At 45.1% G+C, this 14284-nt stretch carries 12 protein-coding genes and 7 tRNA genes; 3 read left to right on the top strand and 16 right to left on the bottom strand.

Features of this window, described 5'->3' with window-relative positions; all coding sequences use genetic code 11:
- Positions 1–7: 7 nt before the first annotated feature.
- The 5 genes from hfq to tsaE all read right to left on the bottom strand — a co-directional run bounded on the left by hfq (position 8) and on the right by tsaE (position 5482).
- Complete coding sequence (gene hfq / locus JQC93_RS17860; RefSeq protein WP_205159729.1) at positions 8–268, bottom strand: RNA chaperone Hfq; 261 nt, start codon at positions 266–268, stop codon at positions 8–10.
- A gap of 149 nt (positions 269–417) precedes the next feature.
- The gene (miaA, locus tag JQC93_RS17865) at positions 418–1350 is read right to left on the bottom strand and encodes a tRNA (adenosine(37)-N6)-dimethylallyltransferase MiaA (protein ID WP_205159730.1); all 933 of its coding nucleotides are present in this window, start codon (positions 1348–1350) and stop codon (positions 418–420) included.
- Positions 1351–1360: 10 nt separating this feature from the next.
- Positions 1361–3322 (bottom strand): DNA mismatch repair endonuclease MutL, encoded by a 1962-nt coding sequence (gene mutL / locus JQC93_RS17870; protein ID WP_205159731.1) that lies wholly within the window; start codon positions 3320–3322, stop codon positions 1361–1363.
- Position 3323: 1 nt separating this feature from the next.
- Positions 3324–5012: an N-acetylmuramoyl-L-alanine amidase gene (locus tag JQC93_RS17875; RefSeq protein ID WP_328838180.1), complete on the bottom strand. Its 1689-nt coding sequence runs from the start codon at positions 5010–5012 to the stop codon at positions 3324–3326.
- 14 nt (positions 5013–5026) lie between these two features.
- Positions 5027–5482 (bottom strand): tRNA (adenosine(37)-N6)-threonylcarbamoyltransferase complex ATPase subunit type 1 TsaE, encoded by a 456-nt coding sequence (gene tsaE, locus JQC93_RS17880; RefSeq protein WP_205159732.1) that lies wholly within the window; start codon positions 5480–5482, stop codon positions 5027–5029.
- A gap of 180 nt (positions 5483–5662) precedes the next feature.
- Between tsaE and queG the strand changes: the two genes are divergently transcribed.
- Positions 5663–6772, top strand: a complete 1110-nt coding sequence (gene queG / locus JQC93_RS17885) for a tRNA epoxyqueuosine(34) reductase QueG (RefSeq protein WP_205159770.1) — start codon at positions 5663–5665, stop codon at positions 6770–6772.
- 557 nt (positions 6773–7329) lie between these two features.
- On the opposite strand, the gene JQC93_RS17890 is transcribed toward queG, so the two are convergent.
- The 8 genes from JQC93_RS17890 to orn form a co-directional block, all read right to left on the bottom strand.
- Positions 7330–7405 (bottom strand) — tRNA-Gly (locus tag JQC93_RS17890).
- Between the two features lie 121 nt (positions 7406–7526).
- Positions 7527–7603 (bottom strand) — tRNA-Met (locus JQC93_RS17895).
- A gap of 164 nt (positions 7604–7767) precedes the next feature.
- Positions 7768–7843, bottom strand: a tRNA-Gly gene (locus JQC93_RS17900).
- Between the two features lie 117 nt (positions 7844–7960).
- Positions 7961–8037, bottom strand: a tRNA-Met gene (locus JQC93_RS17905).
- A 166-nt stretch (positions 8038–8203) separates the two neighbouring features.
- Positions 8204–8279, bottom strand: a tRNA-Gly gene (locus JQC93_RS17910).
- A 32-nt stretch (positions 8280–8311) separates the two neighbouring features.
- A tRNA-Met gene (locus tag JQC93_RS17915) sits at positions 8312–8388 on the bottom strand.
- A 126-nt stretch (positions 8389–8514) separates the two neighbouring features.
- Positions 8515–8590: transfer RNA gene (locus JQC93_RS17920), tRNA-Gly, on the bottom strand.
- Between the two features lie 150 nt (positions 8591–8740).
- The gene (orn, locus tag JQC93_RS17925) at positions 8741–9289 is read right to left on the bottom strand and encodes an oligoribonuclease (RefSeq protein ID WP_205159733.1); all 549 of its coding nucleotides are present in this window, start codon (positions 9287–9289) and stop codon (positions 8741–8743) included.
- 73 nt (positions 9290–9362) lie between these two features.
- Between orn and rsgA the strand changes: the two genes are divergently transcribed.
- On the top strand, positions 9363–10421 hold the full coding sequence (gene rsgA, locus JQC93_RS17930) for a small ribosomal subunit biogenesis GTPase RsgA (RefSeq protein ID WP_205159734.1): 1059 nt from the start codon (positions 9363–9365) through the stop codon (positions 10419–10421).
- 96 nt (positions 10422–10517) lie between these two features.
- The gene (asd, locus tag JQC93_RS17935) at positions 10518–11399 is read left to right on the top strand and encodes an archaetidylserine decarboxylase (RefSeq protein ID WP_205159735.1); all 882 of its coding nucleotides are present in this window, start codon (positions 10518–10520) and stop codon (positions 11397–11399) included.
- A gap of 61 nt (positions 11400–11460) precedes the next feature.
- On the opposite strand, the gene JQC93_RS17940 is transcribed toward asd, so the two are convergent.
- The 3 genes from JQC93_RS17940 to cysE form a co-directional block, all read right to left on the bottom strand.
- On the bottom strand, positions 11461–12096 hold the full coding sequence (locus tag JQC93_RS17940; RefSeq protein WP_205159736.1) for a TetR/AcrR family transcriptional regulator: 636 nt from the start codon (positions 12094–12096) through the stop codon (positions 11461–11463).
- 117 nt (positions 12097–12213) lie between these two features.
- Positions 12214–13380, bottom strand: a complete 1167-nt coding sequence (locus tag JQC93_RS17945; RefSeq protein ID WP_205159737.1) for a nucleotide sugar dehydrogenase — start codon at positions 13378–13380, stop codon at positions 12214–12216.
- An 83-nt stretch (positions 13381–13463) separates the two neighbouring features.
- Entirely contained in the window at positions 13464–14282 is an 819-nt protein-coding gene (cysE, locus tag JQC93_RS17950; RefSeq protein WP_205159771.1) for a serine O-acetyltransferase, read from the bottom strand.
- Between the last annotated feature and the right edge of the window lie 2 nt (positions 14283–14284).

Consider the following 14284-nt stretch of genomic DNA (forward strand, 5'->3'; position numbering starts at 1 on the left):
AGGTGCTTTATTCCTCGGTCTTGTCTGGGCGATCGCCACCGCGCTCGTTACTGCTGTGATGCGTGACCGCACGAGCAGGAACAACAGTAGAAATTGCGTGTTTGTAGACCATTTGATTAACTGTGTTTTTAAGAAGAATCACGAATTGATCGAAAGACTCGATCTGACCCTGAAGTTTAATACCGTTGACCAAATAGATAGACACCGGCACACGCTCACGTCGTAGCGCGTTCAAGAATGGGTCTTGTAAAGATTGCCCCTTAGCCATTGTTATTTTCCTTATTTGTTTGTAATAGTTTTAATTTAGCTAGTGGTTGTAAGCATTTAGCGCAAATTTTGCACCCGAGCTAAACAGTAAATACCTCTTTAAGTACTACTTCCATGCAGAGGTTATTCAAATAATCACTCAAAAAGTGATCAAGTGTTAGATATTACGGCATTTGACAACGTTTCTAAAGCAAGATCTGTGTGATCACTATCAAGCCACGTCAGATCCTTCCACGATCGCAACCATGTAATCTGTCGTTTGGCTAATTGTCTAGTGGCACATACGCCTTTAAAAACGGCCTCATCCAATGAAATGTCACCGTCGAGGTGCTCCCACATTTGACGATAGCCCACACAGCGAATAGAGGGCAAGTCTTTGTGCAAGTCTTTACGCACAAATAACTTTTCGACTTCTTGCTTAAACCCAGCCGCCATCATTTTTTCAAAACGTTGCTCTATTCTGTCATGTAGTACAGAGCGCTCTTTAGGCGCAATCGCAAACTGTTTTACACGGTAAGGGATTGGTTCTCCCTTTTGAGCGGTTAGCTCAGTCAAGCTTTTGCCGGTAATTCGATACACTTCAAGAGCCCGGGAAAGGCGTTGTGGATCGTTAGGGTGAATTCGTTTTGCCGAAACCGGATCGATGCTGGCGAGCTGTTCATGCATTGCATCCCAACCTAATTGTTGTGCCTGAGCTTCTATCTCTGCTCGAATAGTTGGATTCGCGGCGGGCAGCGGCGATAGACCTTCTATCAGCGCTTTGTAATACAACATCGTGCCCCCGACTAATAACGGGATTTTTCCTTGCTTCACGATCTCATCCATCTCTCGAAGAGCATCGCGACGAAAGTCTGCAGCGGAATAAGATTCGGCAGGATCTAATATGTCGATCAATCGATGAGGCGCTAATTCTAATTCCCAGGGCTCTGGTTTTGCCGTGCCAATGTCCATACCACGGTAGATCAGAGCTGAATCAACACTAATAATCTCTACAGGAAATTTTTGACGTAATTTGATTGCAAGATCCGTTTTACCGGATGCGGTTGGGCCCATTAAAAAGAGCGCCAAGGGCTGTTGAGTCATGATCACTTATCTACTTTGCATTAAACGCCGCAATGGTAGCGGAAAAGTCCACCAGCTGTAACAGGCGCGAGTCATTTAACGGCAACTTTTCTTGCCAAAGGTTTTCGGCTTCAGCAAGTAACTGCACCGCTTGAGATAAAGTATAGCTCGGCTTAACCAATACAGCTTGATGGGCTAACCAGCCGGTAAGTGATTTTAGGTCATTCTGCCCCGCTTGATCATCCAGCCACCCTCCTAACGCAGACATAACATCCGTCAAATTCTTTTCCCTGAGCGGTCCTGGCACGGCCATAATCATGATAGACGATGCTGAAAACTTAAACTGAAATCCAAGCTGTGATAGCTCGTTTTCATGTGTTTGAATGCCCGCAACGGTTGATTGCTCTAGCCCTATCTTAAGTGGGATAAGTAAGGGTTGAGGTTTAGGTGATTGAGCTGTTACGCCGCCACCAAGTTGTGAATAGCTTCTAAGCCATTCTAAGTAGTGAAGGTTCACCAACCCGGCTTTATCGGCCAGCATCACCAACAGATACACCTCTTCGACAATGGCAATCGACTTATCGATTCGCAGTGCAGATAGCGGTAGCGACGGGCTAGGCGCTGCGTCCACAACACCTTCCACAGTATTAGACACTGCGCCATTGGTGATTGTTTGCGACGGTAAAGGTGTCATAAGGGCGCTGTATGCTTCTTGATAAGCCTTGGACACCACAGGCTGAGAGCCTGTATTTGGTTTTGAAGAAGACGTTTTATTTGTCAGTTGCCCTTTACTTGGCTCTGTTGCTTTTTGCCACTGAGTTCCTGTGGCACTATCACTTATCCTGCGCTCTGAACCCTCATGCACCTGATTAGGGTACGATGGATAAGAAGGTTGAGTTTTTTTCGCTGCAACAGATTCATGTTCTTCTTGAACGTTACTTTCTGTATCCACTTGATGGAACGCTGAAGCCGTTTTTGGAGTGACATCGACATGGTCGGCTTGTTGCAGAGCATCTGACAACCCTTGATAAATGAAATCGTGCACCAATCGTGCTTGATGAAAACGCACTTCATGTTTCGCTGGATGAACATTCACATCAACTTGTGAAGGATCGAGTTCTATATACAGAACAAACGTGGCGTATTGTTCTGGGGACAGTGCTCGCTCATAACTTTGGCGTATCGCATGATTGATGAGTTTATCCTTCATCATTCGACCATTCACGTAGCAATACTGAAAATCGTTAGTGAGTCTCGCGCCCTCAGGTGCCGTGATCCATCCATGTAGCCTTAAGCCTTGATGCTCAACTTCTACATTGACCATATGACGGACAAAGGCATTGCCGCATACGGCTTGAATGCGCTTTTCTGTTTGCTGTGCATTCTTGGCCGCACGATACTGACGGACCATTTTGCCGTTATGTCGAAGCATAATAGTCACATCCAATCGACTTAATGCAATTCGCTTAAGCAGTTCGTCAATGTGCGAAAATTCTGTTTTGTCTGTTCTTAGAAACTTTTTCCGAGCCGGTGTGTTGAAGAAGAGGTCAGCGACTTCAACTGTCGTGCCTTTGGGGTGCGCCGCTGGATCCAACTTCACCGCCATTTCTCGGCCTTCTGCATACGCAGACCACGCTTCACTTTGCGTCGCCGTCCGTGAGGTTAGCGTTAAACGTGAGACCGAACTTATACTAGCTAGGGCCTCGCCACGAAAACCTAAACTACTGATGGCTTCAAGATCGTCCAGTGAGTCAATTTTCGACGTTGCATGGCGACTTAAGGCGAGTGATAACTCCTGTTTATTGATGCCACTGCCATTATCACGAATTCGAATGAGCTTACTACCGCCCTTAGACAAGTCGATTTCAATCTTGGTGGCTCCAGCGTCCAAACTGTTTTCGACCAACTCTTTCACTACCGATGCAGGTCTTTCTACCACTTCACCTGCAGCAATTTGGTTGGCCAAGCGAGCTGGCAAGATTTTGATTGTCATATTATTTATTTGGGATCACTAGTTTTTGGCCTATAGCCAGCTCATCGGAACGAAGGTTATTCGCGCTGCGAACCGCGCTGATGGTCACGCCATACTTGGACGCGATCTTACCTAAGTATTCACCTCTAGCCACCGTATGGTAGCGGACGGGTTTGTCCACCAGCTTAACCGTCACCTTCAACTTTTGGCCAACTCTAACGGTATCGCTTCTTAGGTTGTTTTCTCGCTTAATAGCCGCTACCGACACTTTATACTTCTGAGCAATGCTTCCCAAGTACTCGCCTGACTTAACCACGTGTGTCAGTGTTTCCGTTTCGACTGGTTTCAACGAACTTTGACTTGACGTGCTGCCTGAAGGGAGTGTCAATTTTTGCCCTACGCGTATTGTTGAGCTTTTCAAATTGTTCTCTCGTTGAAGCGCACTGGTCGTCGTTCCGTAGCGACTGGCAATGACAGACAAAGACTCACCACTTTTTACTGTATGGTAGGTGGGCGCTGCGCTTTGAATTGGTGACACGCCTTCGGGTGGGTTTTGCTTTAAGTAAGTAATAACCGCATCCGCTAGTGCTTTGGCCAACTTGTCTTGATGAGAGCGCTGAAACAGCAGTTTCTCTTCAGTTGGATTGGAGATGAAGCCAGTCTCAACAAGTACAGACGGGATCTGAGGTGAGCGAAGCACAGCCAAACTGGTATTTACCGGTTTGGTTTTGTGCAGCTTTGCGACTTTTCCCATCTCTTTAAGAATTTCTTCTGCCAGCTTATAGCCTTCTTTTTGAGAATAACTAAATTTGAGGTCTAGCAATGTTTGGTTGACATTTTTATCGTCATTATTGATTACAGTGGCTGAACCACCCAATAACTCTGATTGTCTTTCGCTATTCTCAATCCAACGGGATATTTCTGTATTGGCGCGGCGAGTGTTAAGAACAAACACCGAGCCGCCTCTTGGCTGTGGACTGGTAAATGCGTCAGCGTGGATCGATATAAGTAGATGGGCGTTGTTTTCTCGAGCGAGTGCTACTCTACGATTCAAGTTAACAAAATAGTCGCCGTTACGCGTTAGACGCGCTTTCACGCCATCGACAGCATTTAAGCGTTGTTCTAACTTACGAGAGATCGCTAAAGTCGCGTTCTTTTCATACTTTTTAGTTGGACCAATTGATCCTGGATCTTCCCCACCGTGCCCTGGGTCGATGACTATCAATACATCTTTAGCTCGAGTGACTGGAGCTGACGCCACTTGAGCGGATGTTGAAGTGGAACTTGATGTTGGTGCCACAGCCGTCTCAGCACCATGAGGCAAATCAATCACTAAGCGATGTCCTTTTTGTCCATCTGGCGTCGGTGCTAGCGTAAACAATTTAGGAGTGACTTTTGACTTTAACTCAAACACGAGTCGATAGCTGGACGATTCTGGTGGCGTACTTTTGCGAATTTTACTTAGAACAGGGCTATCTTTGACCTCAACGGGCAGTGAAGCTTGGTTGGTGCTCTTTTTTACATCTATTACCAAGCGATCGGGAGAGGTAAGGCTAAAATAGCTGTACTCTGGCACCGCTTGAGTATCCATTACAATCCGAGTTTCACTGGGAGATGTCCACACCCGAAATTGCTCAATGCTATTCCCTTGAGCTGTAACCGAAACAAGCAGCGTCACAACGCCAAACAAGGCAGTGCAAACTTTTCTCATCCATGACGTCATTTTCATAATTGTTTTAGTAATTCCTGTCCGTATTCGGTATTTGCCGACACTTCAACAATTCTCTGTTGTTGTTGATAGGTAAGCGTTACATCCAAGTCTGCTTGAGGTAATAATCCTTCGCCTTTTTCTGGCCATTCAACCAGACAAATCGCATCGTCACTGAAATAATCACGAATACCCATATATTCAAGCTCTTCAGGGTCCGCTAAGCGATATAGGTCAAAGTGGAATACTTGGAATGTGGCAAGGTGATAAGGCTCCACTAACGTGTATGTTGGACTTTTAACATTACCTTCGTGACCAAGTGACTGAATAAATCCCCGACTTAGCGTAGTTTTACCTGCGCCCAAATCACCATGCAAATATATGGTGGTTTGCTGCTTACATAAATGTGCGATACGCGCACCAAAATCGACGGTTGCATTAGCATCGGTTAAAACAAATTGAGCAGAAGGCATAGTGGACTCTTAGTTTTTTCTTAATTAACTATATAAAAATCGAAACTGAGGGAATAGTATTCAGATCTGAATATGAGAGACAAGAAGAAATTTGCCTAAACCGCTGCAAATAGGCTCTTTTTTACCAATTCTTAACCCCGACTACACTTAAACATAAGCACATTGGATAATTTGATGAATATGGACCTGCAAAAACTGGCCGAAATGATTAAACAATGGGGGCTAGAATTAGGTTTTCAGCAAGTCGGCATCACCGATGTTGACCTCTCACAACATGAAGCCTATCTGCAATCATGGCTTGATAATGGCTACCACGGTGACATGGAGTGGATGGCTCGTCACGGTATGATGCGAGCAAGACCCGGAGAACTTCATCAAGGTACCGTTCGTGCGATTTGTGTCAGAATGGACTATTTACCTGAAGACGCGCAATTTGCTAGTAACCTTCGAGATACCTCAAACGGATATATCAGTCGTTATGCTCTAGGACGTGACTATCACAAACTCATTAGAAAAAAGTTAAGTCAGCTTGGTAAACAGATCGAAGCCCACTTTGAGGGTGCTGACTTTCGTCCTTTTGTCGATTCAGCCCCAATTCTAGAACGTCCTTTGGCTCAAAAAGCTGGATTAGGTTGGACAGGGAAGCACTCCCTGTTGATCAACCCCGATTCAGGCTCATGGTTTTTCCTCGGAGAGTTACTGGTTAACCTCCCTTTACCAACAGATGAGCAAATCGACGAGCAGTGTGGAAAATGCCGTTCCTGCATTACCAGTTGCCCAACAGATGCGATTGTTGACGACAATATCGTTGATGCACGCCGATGTATTTCTTATCTAACCATCGAATATGAAGGTGTCATTCCTGAAGAGTTTCGAGCTGCGATGGGTAATCGCATTTACGGTTGCGACGACTGCCAATTAGTTTGTCCTTACAACCGTGAATCCCCACTATCCGAGCAAGCAGATTTCCAACGAAAAAGTGTATTTAACAATAGCGACTTGGTTCACTTACTTAAGTGGGACGAACCGACATTTCTCGACAACTTACAGGGTTCAGCTATTCGCCGTATTGGTCACAAGCAGTGGCGTAGAAATCTCATCATTGCGATGGGTAATGCACCATTCTCTCATGCCATCGTTGAGGCACTGACCTCAATACAAGGTATTGACCCATTATGGGACGCGCATATTGAATGGGCGCTTGCACGTCAAAAAGAGCAAGCTCAACCAAACGGCAAACAACAACGCCTGATCCGTATAATAGAAAAGGGCTTACCTAGAGATGCTTAAAGTGTATTTAAAGCCAAAACTTCAATTATCTAATTTTTGTTACTGATTAGTAAAAATGTTTGACGAAGTTCGCATTTTTTTGGATGTGGAAAAAAATCCATCTTTGGATTGAGCCGATCATCCCCCAAAAAGTTAAGCACAGCCATATAAAATGATTAAGATCAATAAATAACTAGCTTTTGATCCCGCCGCAAGACTAACCGATCTCCGCCATGAGATTAATAGCGATAAAAAACAATCAGTTACAAAGAGCTGCTGTTTTTTGATCCATTGAAAAATTGAGGGATTACGAAAAAGATCACAGGAATCGGTGCGGAAATTATATTTACCCACCAACTTATCCACAAGTCATGGTTTGTGGATAACTCTGTTACTAACACAAACAAATCTCGTGTAAGCGGCATTGTGCTTATTTGGGAGAAATTGAGGCTAAGTATATTGCTTTAAGTTAAGCGCCTAAAATTTGCTTCTGTGAATAATTCAGGCAAAAATAGCTAACAGCAATGAAAGAGCAGAAAAAAAGACCACAAACTAATTTGTGGTCTTTTTTTATATTTTGGAGCGACACACGAGGTTCGAACTCGTGACCTCAACCTTGGCAAGGTTGCGCTCTACCAACTGAGCTAGTGTCGCATCGGAAGCCGTTTATCAACGGTTTCGTATAGAATGTGGTTGCGCGAGCTGGATTTGAACCGGGCGGCGCACCCGTCAACGGCCTGAGGGTTATGAAAACCTCATCCATTGAACTTAAAAGTGGTTGCGGGGGCTGGATTTGAACCAACGACCTTCGGGTTATGAGCCCGACGAGCTACCAAGCTGCTCCACCCCGCGTCCGTGTCATCATTAAAGCTGATGATGGCTTTTTTATTTGGAGCGACGCGAATAGCTTGGAAACAAGGTTTCTCGTGTGCTTTCGCGGCAATCCTAAATTTTGGAGCGACGCGACCAGCATGGGCACGAGGTTCCTCGTGTGCTTTCGCGGCAATCCTAAAATTTGGAGCGACACACGAGGTTCGAACTCGTGACCTCAACCTTGGCAAGGTTGCGCTCTACCAACTGAGCTAGTGTCGCATAGAACCCGTTTTTCAACGTGTTCTTAAATGTGGTTGCGCGGGCTGGATTTGATCCGGGCGGCGCATCCGTCAACGGCCTGAGGGTTATGAAAACCTCATCCATTGAACTTAAAAGTGGTTGCGGGGGCTGGATTTGAACCAACGACCTTCGGGTTATGAGCCCGACGAGCTACCAAGCTGCTCCACCCCGCGTCCGTGTCACCATTTTAAAGCTGATGATGGCTTTTTTATTTGGAGCGACGCGAATAGCTTGGAAACAAGGTTTCTCGTATGCTTTCGCGGCAATCCTAAATTTTGGAGCGACGCGACCAGCTTGGGCACGAGGTTCCTCGTGTGCTTTCGCGGCAATCCTAAAATTTGGAGCGACACACGAGGTTCGAACTCGTGACCTCAACCTTGGCAAGGTTGCGCTCTACCAACTGAGCTAGTGTCGCAAAGAACCCGTTTTACAACGTATTCTTAAAATTGGTTGCGGGGGCTGGATTTGAACCAACGACCTTCGGGTTATGAGCCCGACGAGCTACCAAGCTGCTCCACCCCGCGTCCATGTCATCTAACTAGATGATTGTTCTAAACGATGCATTACCAATATGTCTTAATTAAAAAACTGGAGCGACGCGACCGGCTAGGGCACGAGGTTCCTTGGGTAGGTAAAATCAATCCAATAAATGGAGCGACACACGAGGTTCGAACTCGTGACCTCAACCTTGGCAAGGTTGCGCTCTACCAACTGAGCTAGTGTCGCGTTTCACCGTTTAGGGATGCGAATTATAAGAGCATTTCTGTGTGATGCAAGTCTTAATCGAAAAAAAACGTCATTTTTAGATAAGTGACTAAATGTTAGGCGATTCACCTCGGAAAGTTGCTGCTTTAATCCGCACTCACTAAATAATGGCTAAATTTTAAACACCGTTTGGCGGTAATATTTCAACTCTGCGATCGATTCTCTAATGTCATCGAGCGCCAAGTGACTGCCTGATTTCGAAAATCCGTCCAAAATTTCTGGCTTCCAACGGCGAGTCAGCTCTTTAATTGTGCTCACATCAACGTATCGGTAGTGGAAATACTCTTCAAGCTTAGGCATATGCTTGTATAAAAATCGGCGGTCTTGGCCAATGCTGTTGCCACAAATCGGCGATTTACCTTTCGGCACCCATTGCTCTAAGAACGCAATTGTCTGCTCAATAGCGTCTTGTTCCGATACGTTGCTCTGCTCTACACGAGCCACCAAACCACTATTGGTGTGTGTGTTAGTGCACCAGTCGTCCATCTTATCTAACTCAGATTTTGGCTGGTGAATAGCAAGAACAGGACCCTCAGCCAATATGTTTAGCTCTGAGTCTGTCACAATTGTGGCGATCTCAATGATCTTATGCTGCTCTGGATCCAGTCCAGTCATTTCTAGGTCAACCCAAATCAGGTTGCTATCGTTGTTCGTCGCCATGGAGGAAATTCCCTATTCTTGAACGAAAACAGGTATGATACTGAATAATCCAATACCGACCAACACTGTTTGAATGGCAAAGAAGAAAAAACTGACAAAAGGGCAAGTTCGCCGAGTCCGCTCGAATCAAAAGAAGCGCTTAAAGCAATCTGAATCGAGCGTAGAGTGGGATGAAGCAATGCTTGGTGACGCTAAGCAAGGTTTAGTGATCACACGATTTGGCCAACATGCAGATATTGAAGATTTGGACAGCGGTGTTATCCATCGTTGTAACCTTAGACGTGGAATCGAAAGTCTTGTCTCCGGTGACCGAGTACTATGGCGCATGGGACTGGAAGTTATGGCGGGTATATCTGGTGTTGTAGAAGCCGTGGAGCCTAGAGAATCAGTATTAACACGACCAGACTACTATGACGGCCTCAAGCCTGTTGCTGCGAACGTCAATCAGATGGTTATCGTCTCATCGGTATTGCCTGAACTCTCACTGGATATTATCGATCGCTACCTTGTGGCGTCACGCACGTTGGACATAGCGCCTCTATTAGTTCTCAACAAAATTGACCTGCTGAACTCTGCTGAACGCGAAAGTTATCGACAAGCCTTATCTATCTATGAATCACTAGGCTTTAAAGTGCTGTTTGTCAGTAAAGAAGACACCGATGGTTTAGCTAAACTAGAAACTGAGCTAAATGACAAAATTAACATTTTTGTTGGCCAGTCTGGTGTTGGGAAGTCCAGTTTGGTGAACGCACTATTACCTGAAGCAAATATTGAAGAAGGCGCCGTCTCGACAAACTCTGGGCTTGGACAGCATACAACGACAGCAGCAAGACTTTATCACTTCCCAAGTGGAGGCGATCTGATCGACTCTCCTGGAGTTAGGGAGTTTGGACTGTGGCATCTTGATGCCGAGCAAATCACTAAAGCTTTTGTCGAATTCGAACCCTTTCTAGGAGGGTGTAAATTTAGAGATTGTAAACACCTTGATGATCCCGGTTGCCTGATCACTGACGCCGTCTCAGAAGGGAAAATTTCTACTCAACGTTTTGAAAGCTATCATCGAATCTTAGAATCAATGTCTGAAAATAAAGCCAACAGACAATATTCGAAAAACAAACGCTTGGATCAGTAACTCCAATCACAACGCTGAATCTAGCGACTTAGACAAGCGAGTACGAATTGAGTAAGATTCGCGCTTAGAAACTTTATAGACCGAAAGAGATTGACCGTGCTAAACAAACTGAAAGTAAATCTGCAATATTGGCTACCTCAACATGGACTGACTCGCCTTGTTGGAAGACTGGCATCGGCTAAATTAGGAAGCATCACAACAGCAGTAATCAAAACGTTTATTAAGCAATATAAAGTGGATATGGACGAAGCCCTGCATTCAGATCCCGAGCACTTTAAAACGTTTAATGAGTTTTTTGTAAGAGAGCTCAAACCCGGTGCTCGTTTGGTGGATGAACGTCAGTCTGTACTCACTCATCCTGCAGATGCCTGCGTAAGCCAATTTGGGCCACTTGTTGATAATCAACTGGTGCAAGCCAAGAATCATCACTATAGCGCCTTGGAGTTGCTTGGTGGCGACCACAGTTTAGCGGAAGAGTTTGAACACGGCAGTTTTGCTACTTTGTATCTTTCACCGCGCGATTATCATCGAGTTCATATGCCGTGTGACGGCACTCTGCGTCAAATGATTTATGTCCCTGGCGATCTGTTCTCGGTCAATCCTTTAACTGCTGAGAATGTGCCTAACCTATTCGCGCGAAATGAACGTGTTGTCTGTATTTTTGACACTGAATTTGGCCCTATGGCGCAAGTTTTAGTTGGTGCAACCATCGTCGGCAGTATCGAGCTTATTTGGGCTGGTACAGTTACACCGCCACGTGGAAATTCGGTATATCGCTGGAATTATCCAACTGAAGGCGAGGAAGCGATTACCCTCAAGAAAGGTGACGAAATGGGACGCTTCAAGCTAGGCTCAACCGTCATCAACGTATTTTCTAAAGAAGCCATCACTTTTGACGCTAGTATGGAAAACGGGGCGCCAACACGAATGGGCACTGCCTACGCACATCAAAGCTCTATGGATAGCGACGACTTGTAGTGCTTAACACAGATATTAAAAAGGGCGCATTTAGCGCCCTTTTCTAATTTTCGGTAAGCCATCAAGCCAGCATGACCTGAATACCTTCCTCTAGCAATTCCATCTGTTCTTTACCCAGTGATGTACCAAACGGTTTGATGATTGAAATCATTTGTAGCATGCCCTGATAGATAACCTTTTGGGTGATTTCTATATTGAGCGACATACTCGATTGATACGCAATCCAGGAGACGGCAACCATGTGTAAATTAACGCACAGTTGCGATTTCTGAATATCGGTAAAGGTGACAAGATCCATATTCTGAAACGAATCCAAAATGGATAACAAGTTGCGACTCAACTCTTTTTGGGTTCGCATGTAACGCTGATGCAGGGCACTGTCCCGCTGCAAAATCTCCGGCAAGTTTGCATAGAAAAAACGATACTTCCACATTAAAGTAAAAATCGAATCCAAATAGTGCTTTAGAAGCGCCAGATTCTCTTGCTGATGATAATGCGGTGAAAATCGCTCTAACAACTCCCCTTCATACAGTTCATAAATCGCAAGAATGATTTCCTGCTTGTTACTAAAGTGGTAGTAGAGATTCCCAGTACTGATGTTCATATGGGCAGCAATATGATTGGTGGTGACATTGCGCTCGCCTTGCTCGTTAAACAACTCGAGTGACTTTAAAACTATTCTATCGCGCGTTTTCATATCTTAACCTTCTGATACTTGGCCGATTAGTATAAATATAAAGCGGGGTCAGATCCACTTATGTAGATCTGACCCCGCTTAGGTCAATTAACGAATCTTTTACGATGGATTTAGTACCTAATCTGAACCAAATAGATCGCGCGTGTACACTTTATCAGCGACATCTGCTAATTCTTCAACCATTCGGTTAGATACAATCACGTCACTCATTTGCTTAAACTTATCAAGATCACGTATCACTGGCGAATAGTAGAAGTGATCTTCTTCTAATACAGGCTCATACACAACAACAGGAATACCTTTCGCTTTAAGTCTCTTCATGATGCCCTGCACCGACGATGCGCGGAAGTTGTCCGAGCCGGTTTTCATGATTAGACGATAGATCCCCACGGCTTGAGGTTTGCGACTAATGATTGAGTCGGCAATAAAGTCTTTACGAGTACGGTTGGCATCAACGATGGCTTTTATGATGTTATTTGGGACGCTCTCGTAGTTGGCCAATAACTGTTTCGTGTCTTTTGGTAGGCAGTATCCGCCATAACCAAACGAAGGGTTATTGTAGTGATTGCCGATACGAGGATCCAGACCAACGCCTTCTATGATTTGTCGAGAATCCAGTCCATGAGCCTCTGCGTAAGAGTCCAGCTCGTTAAAGTATGCTACACGCAAGGCCAAATAAGTATTTGAAAACAGTTTCACCGCTTCAGCTTCGGTTGAATTGGCAAAAAGAACCTCAATGTCGTCTTTAATTGCTCCTTCTACGAGTAAGCCTGCAAACACTTTAGCGCGCTCTGTTTGTTCGCCCACAATAATACGGGATGGGTAAAGGTTGTCGTATAACGCTTTACCTTCTCGTAAAAACTCAGGCGAAAACATCACATTTTCACAGCCAAGCTCTCGCTTTACATCTTCTGTGTAACCAACAGGAACCGTAGATTTGATAACCATTACGGCGTCTGGATTGATCTCCATAACGTCACGAATAACCGCCTCTACCGAGCTGGTGTTGAAGTAATTAGTCTTGGGGTCGTAATCCGTCGGTGTCGCAATAATGACGTATTGCGCTCCCACATAAGCTTCCGTTTTATCCGTTGTCGCAACGAAATTTAGTTCTTTGGTGCTTAAAAACGATTCAATCTCAGTATCGACAATAGGTGACTGCTTATCATTGAGCATGGCCACTTTTTCGGGAATGATGTCTAGCGCTACAACCTGGTGGTTTTGGGCGAGTAACATCGCATTAGATAGACCAACATAGCCTGTACCTGCAACTGCAATCTTCATAACGTTATCTTCTTATATAAGTATTATTGATTCTTATTTTGGCAATTCTAACCTAAAAAAAGCGCCTTAAATATGATACTGGATTAAATTCCATCACCGCCAGTAAACTGCTGAGATCGCCCATTAAACTGCTGATCCATATCGAGTGAAGGCTTATCTGACTTGGGTTTTCCAACTATTTTGGCTGGAACTCCTGCAACAGTGGTATGCGCAGGGACCGCTTGTAGAACAACAGAACACGAGCCTATTTTCGCACCTTGCCCTACTTCGATATTACCTAGAATCTTGGCTCCGGCTCCGATCATTACACCCTCACGGATTTTAGGGTGACGATCCCCACCTTCTTTGCCCGTGCCCCCAAGGGTTACATCTTGCAAGATGGACACATCATCTTCCACCACTGCCGTTTCACCAATGACAATACCGGTTGCGTGGTCAAACATAATGCCTTTGCCAATTTTTGCAGCAGGGTGAACATCCACCTGACAAGCGACAGAAATCTGATTTTGCAGGTAAGTTGCCAATGCAAATCGGCCATTGTTCCACAGCCAATTGGCGACGCGATAACCTTGCAGGGCGTGATAGCCTTTTAAATAAAGAAGAGGAATCGAGTACTTTTCTACCGCTGGATCGCGGTAAACGGTGGCGCAAATATCGCATGCGGCAGAAGCAGTAATGCTTGGGTCCGCATCAAACGCCTGCTCGATCACTTCTCGAACAGCCATGGCGGGCATTGATGCCGTTTTCAATTTGTTGGCAAGTATATAGCTTAGGGCGCTGCCTAAACTGTCATGATTAATGATGGTCGCATGATAAAAGCTCGCCAGCATGGGCTCTTGCTCGGTCATTTCCCGAGCTTCTTTTACCACTTCATTCCATACTTTATCTTTCTCGCACAGCAACT

Source organism: Vibrio ulleungensis (genome assembly GCF_016900875.1).
Taxonomy (GTDB): domain Bacteria; phylum Pseudomonadota; class Gammaproteobacteria; order Enterobacterales; family Vibrionaceae; genus Vibrio; species Vibrio ulleungensis.

Excerpts from the sequence above, each read along its gene's own strand:
- hfq (WP_205159729.1), bottom strand. The coding sequence starts at position 268 with ATGGCTAAGGGGCAATCTTTACAAGACCCATTCTTGAACGCGCTACGA.
- miaA (WP_205159730.1), bottom strand. The coding sequence starts at position 1,350 with ATGACTCAACAGCCCTTGGCGCTCTTTTTAATGGGCCCAACCGCATCC.
- mutL (WP_205159731.1), bottom strand. The coding sequence starts at position 3,322 with ATGACAATCAAAATCTTGCCAGCTCGCTTGGCCAACCAAATTGCTGCA.
- JQC93_RS17875 (WP_328838180.1), bottom strand. The coding sequence starts at position 5,012 with ATGAGAAAAGTTTGCACTGCCTTGTTTGGCGTTGTGACGCTGCTTGTT.
- tsaE (WP_205159732.1), bottom strand. The coding sequence starts at position 5,482 with ATGCCTTCTGCTCAATTTGTTTTAACCGATGCTAATGCAACCGTCGAT.
- queG (WP_205159770.1), top strand. The coding sequence starts at position 5,663 with ATGGACCTGCAAAAACTGGCCGAAATGATTAAACAATGGGGGCTAGAA.
- orn (WP_205159733.1), bottom strand. The coding sequence starts at position 9,289 with ATGGCGACGAACAACGATAGCAACCTGATTTGGGTTGACCTAGAAATG.
- rsgA (WP_205159734.1), top strand. The coding sequence starts at position 9,363 with ATGGCAAAGAAGAAAAAACTGACAAAAGGGCAAGTTCGCCGAGTCCGC.
- JQC93_RS17940 (WP_205159736.1), bottom strand. The coding sequence starts at position 12,096 with ATGAAAACGCGCGATAGAATAGTTTTAAAGTCACTCGAGTTGTTTAAC.
- JQC93_RS17945 (WP_205159737.1), bottom strand. The coding sequence starts at position 13,380 with ATGAAGATTGCAGTTGCAGGTACAGGCTATGTTGGTCTATCTAATGCG.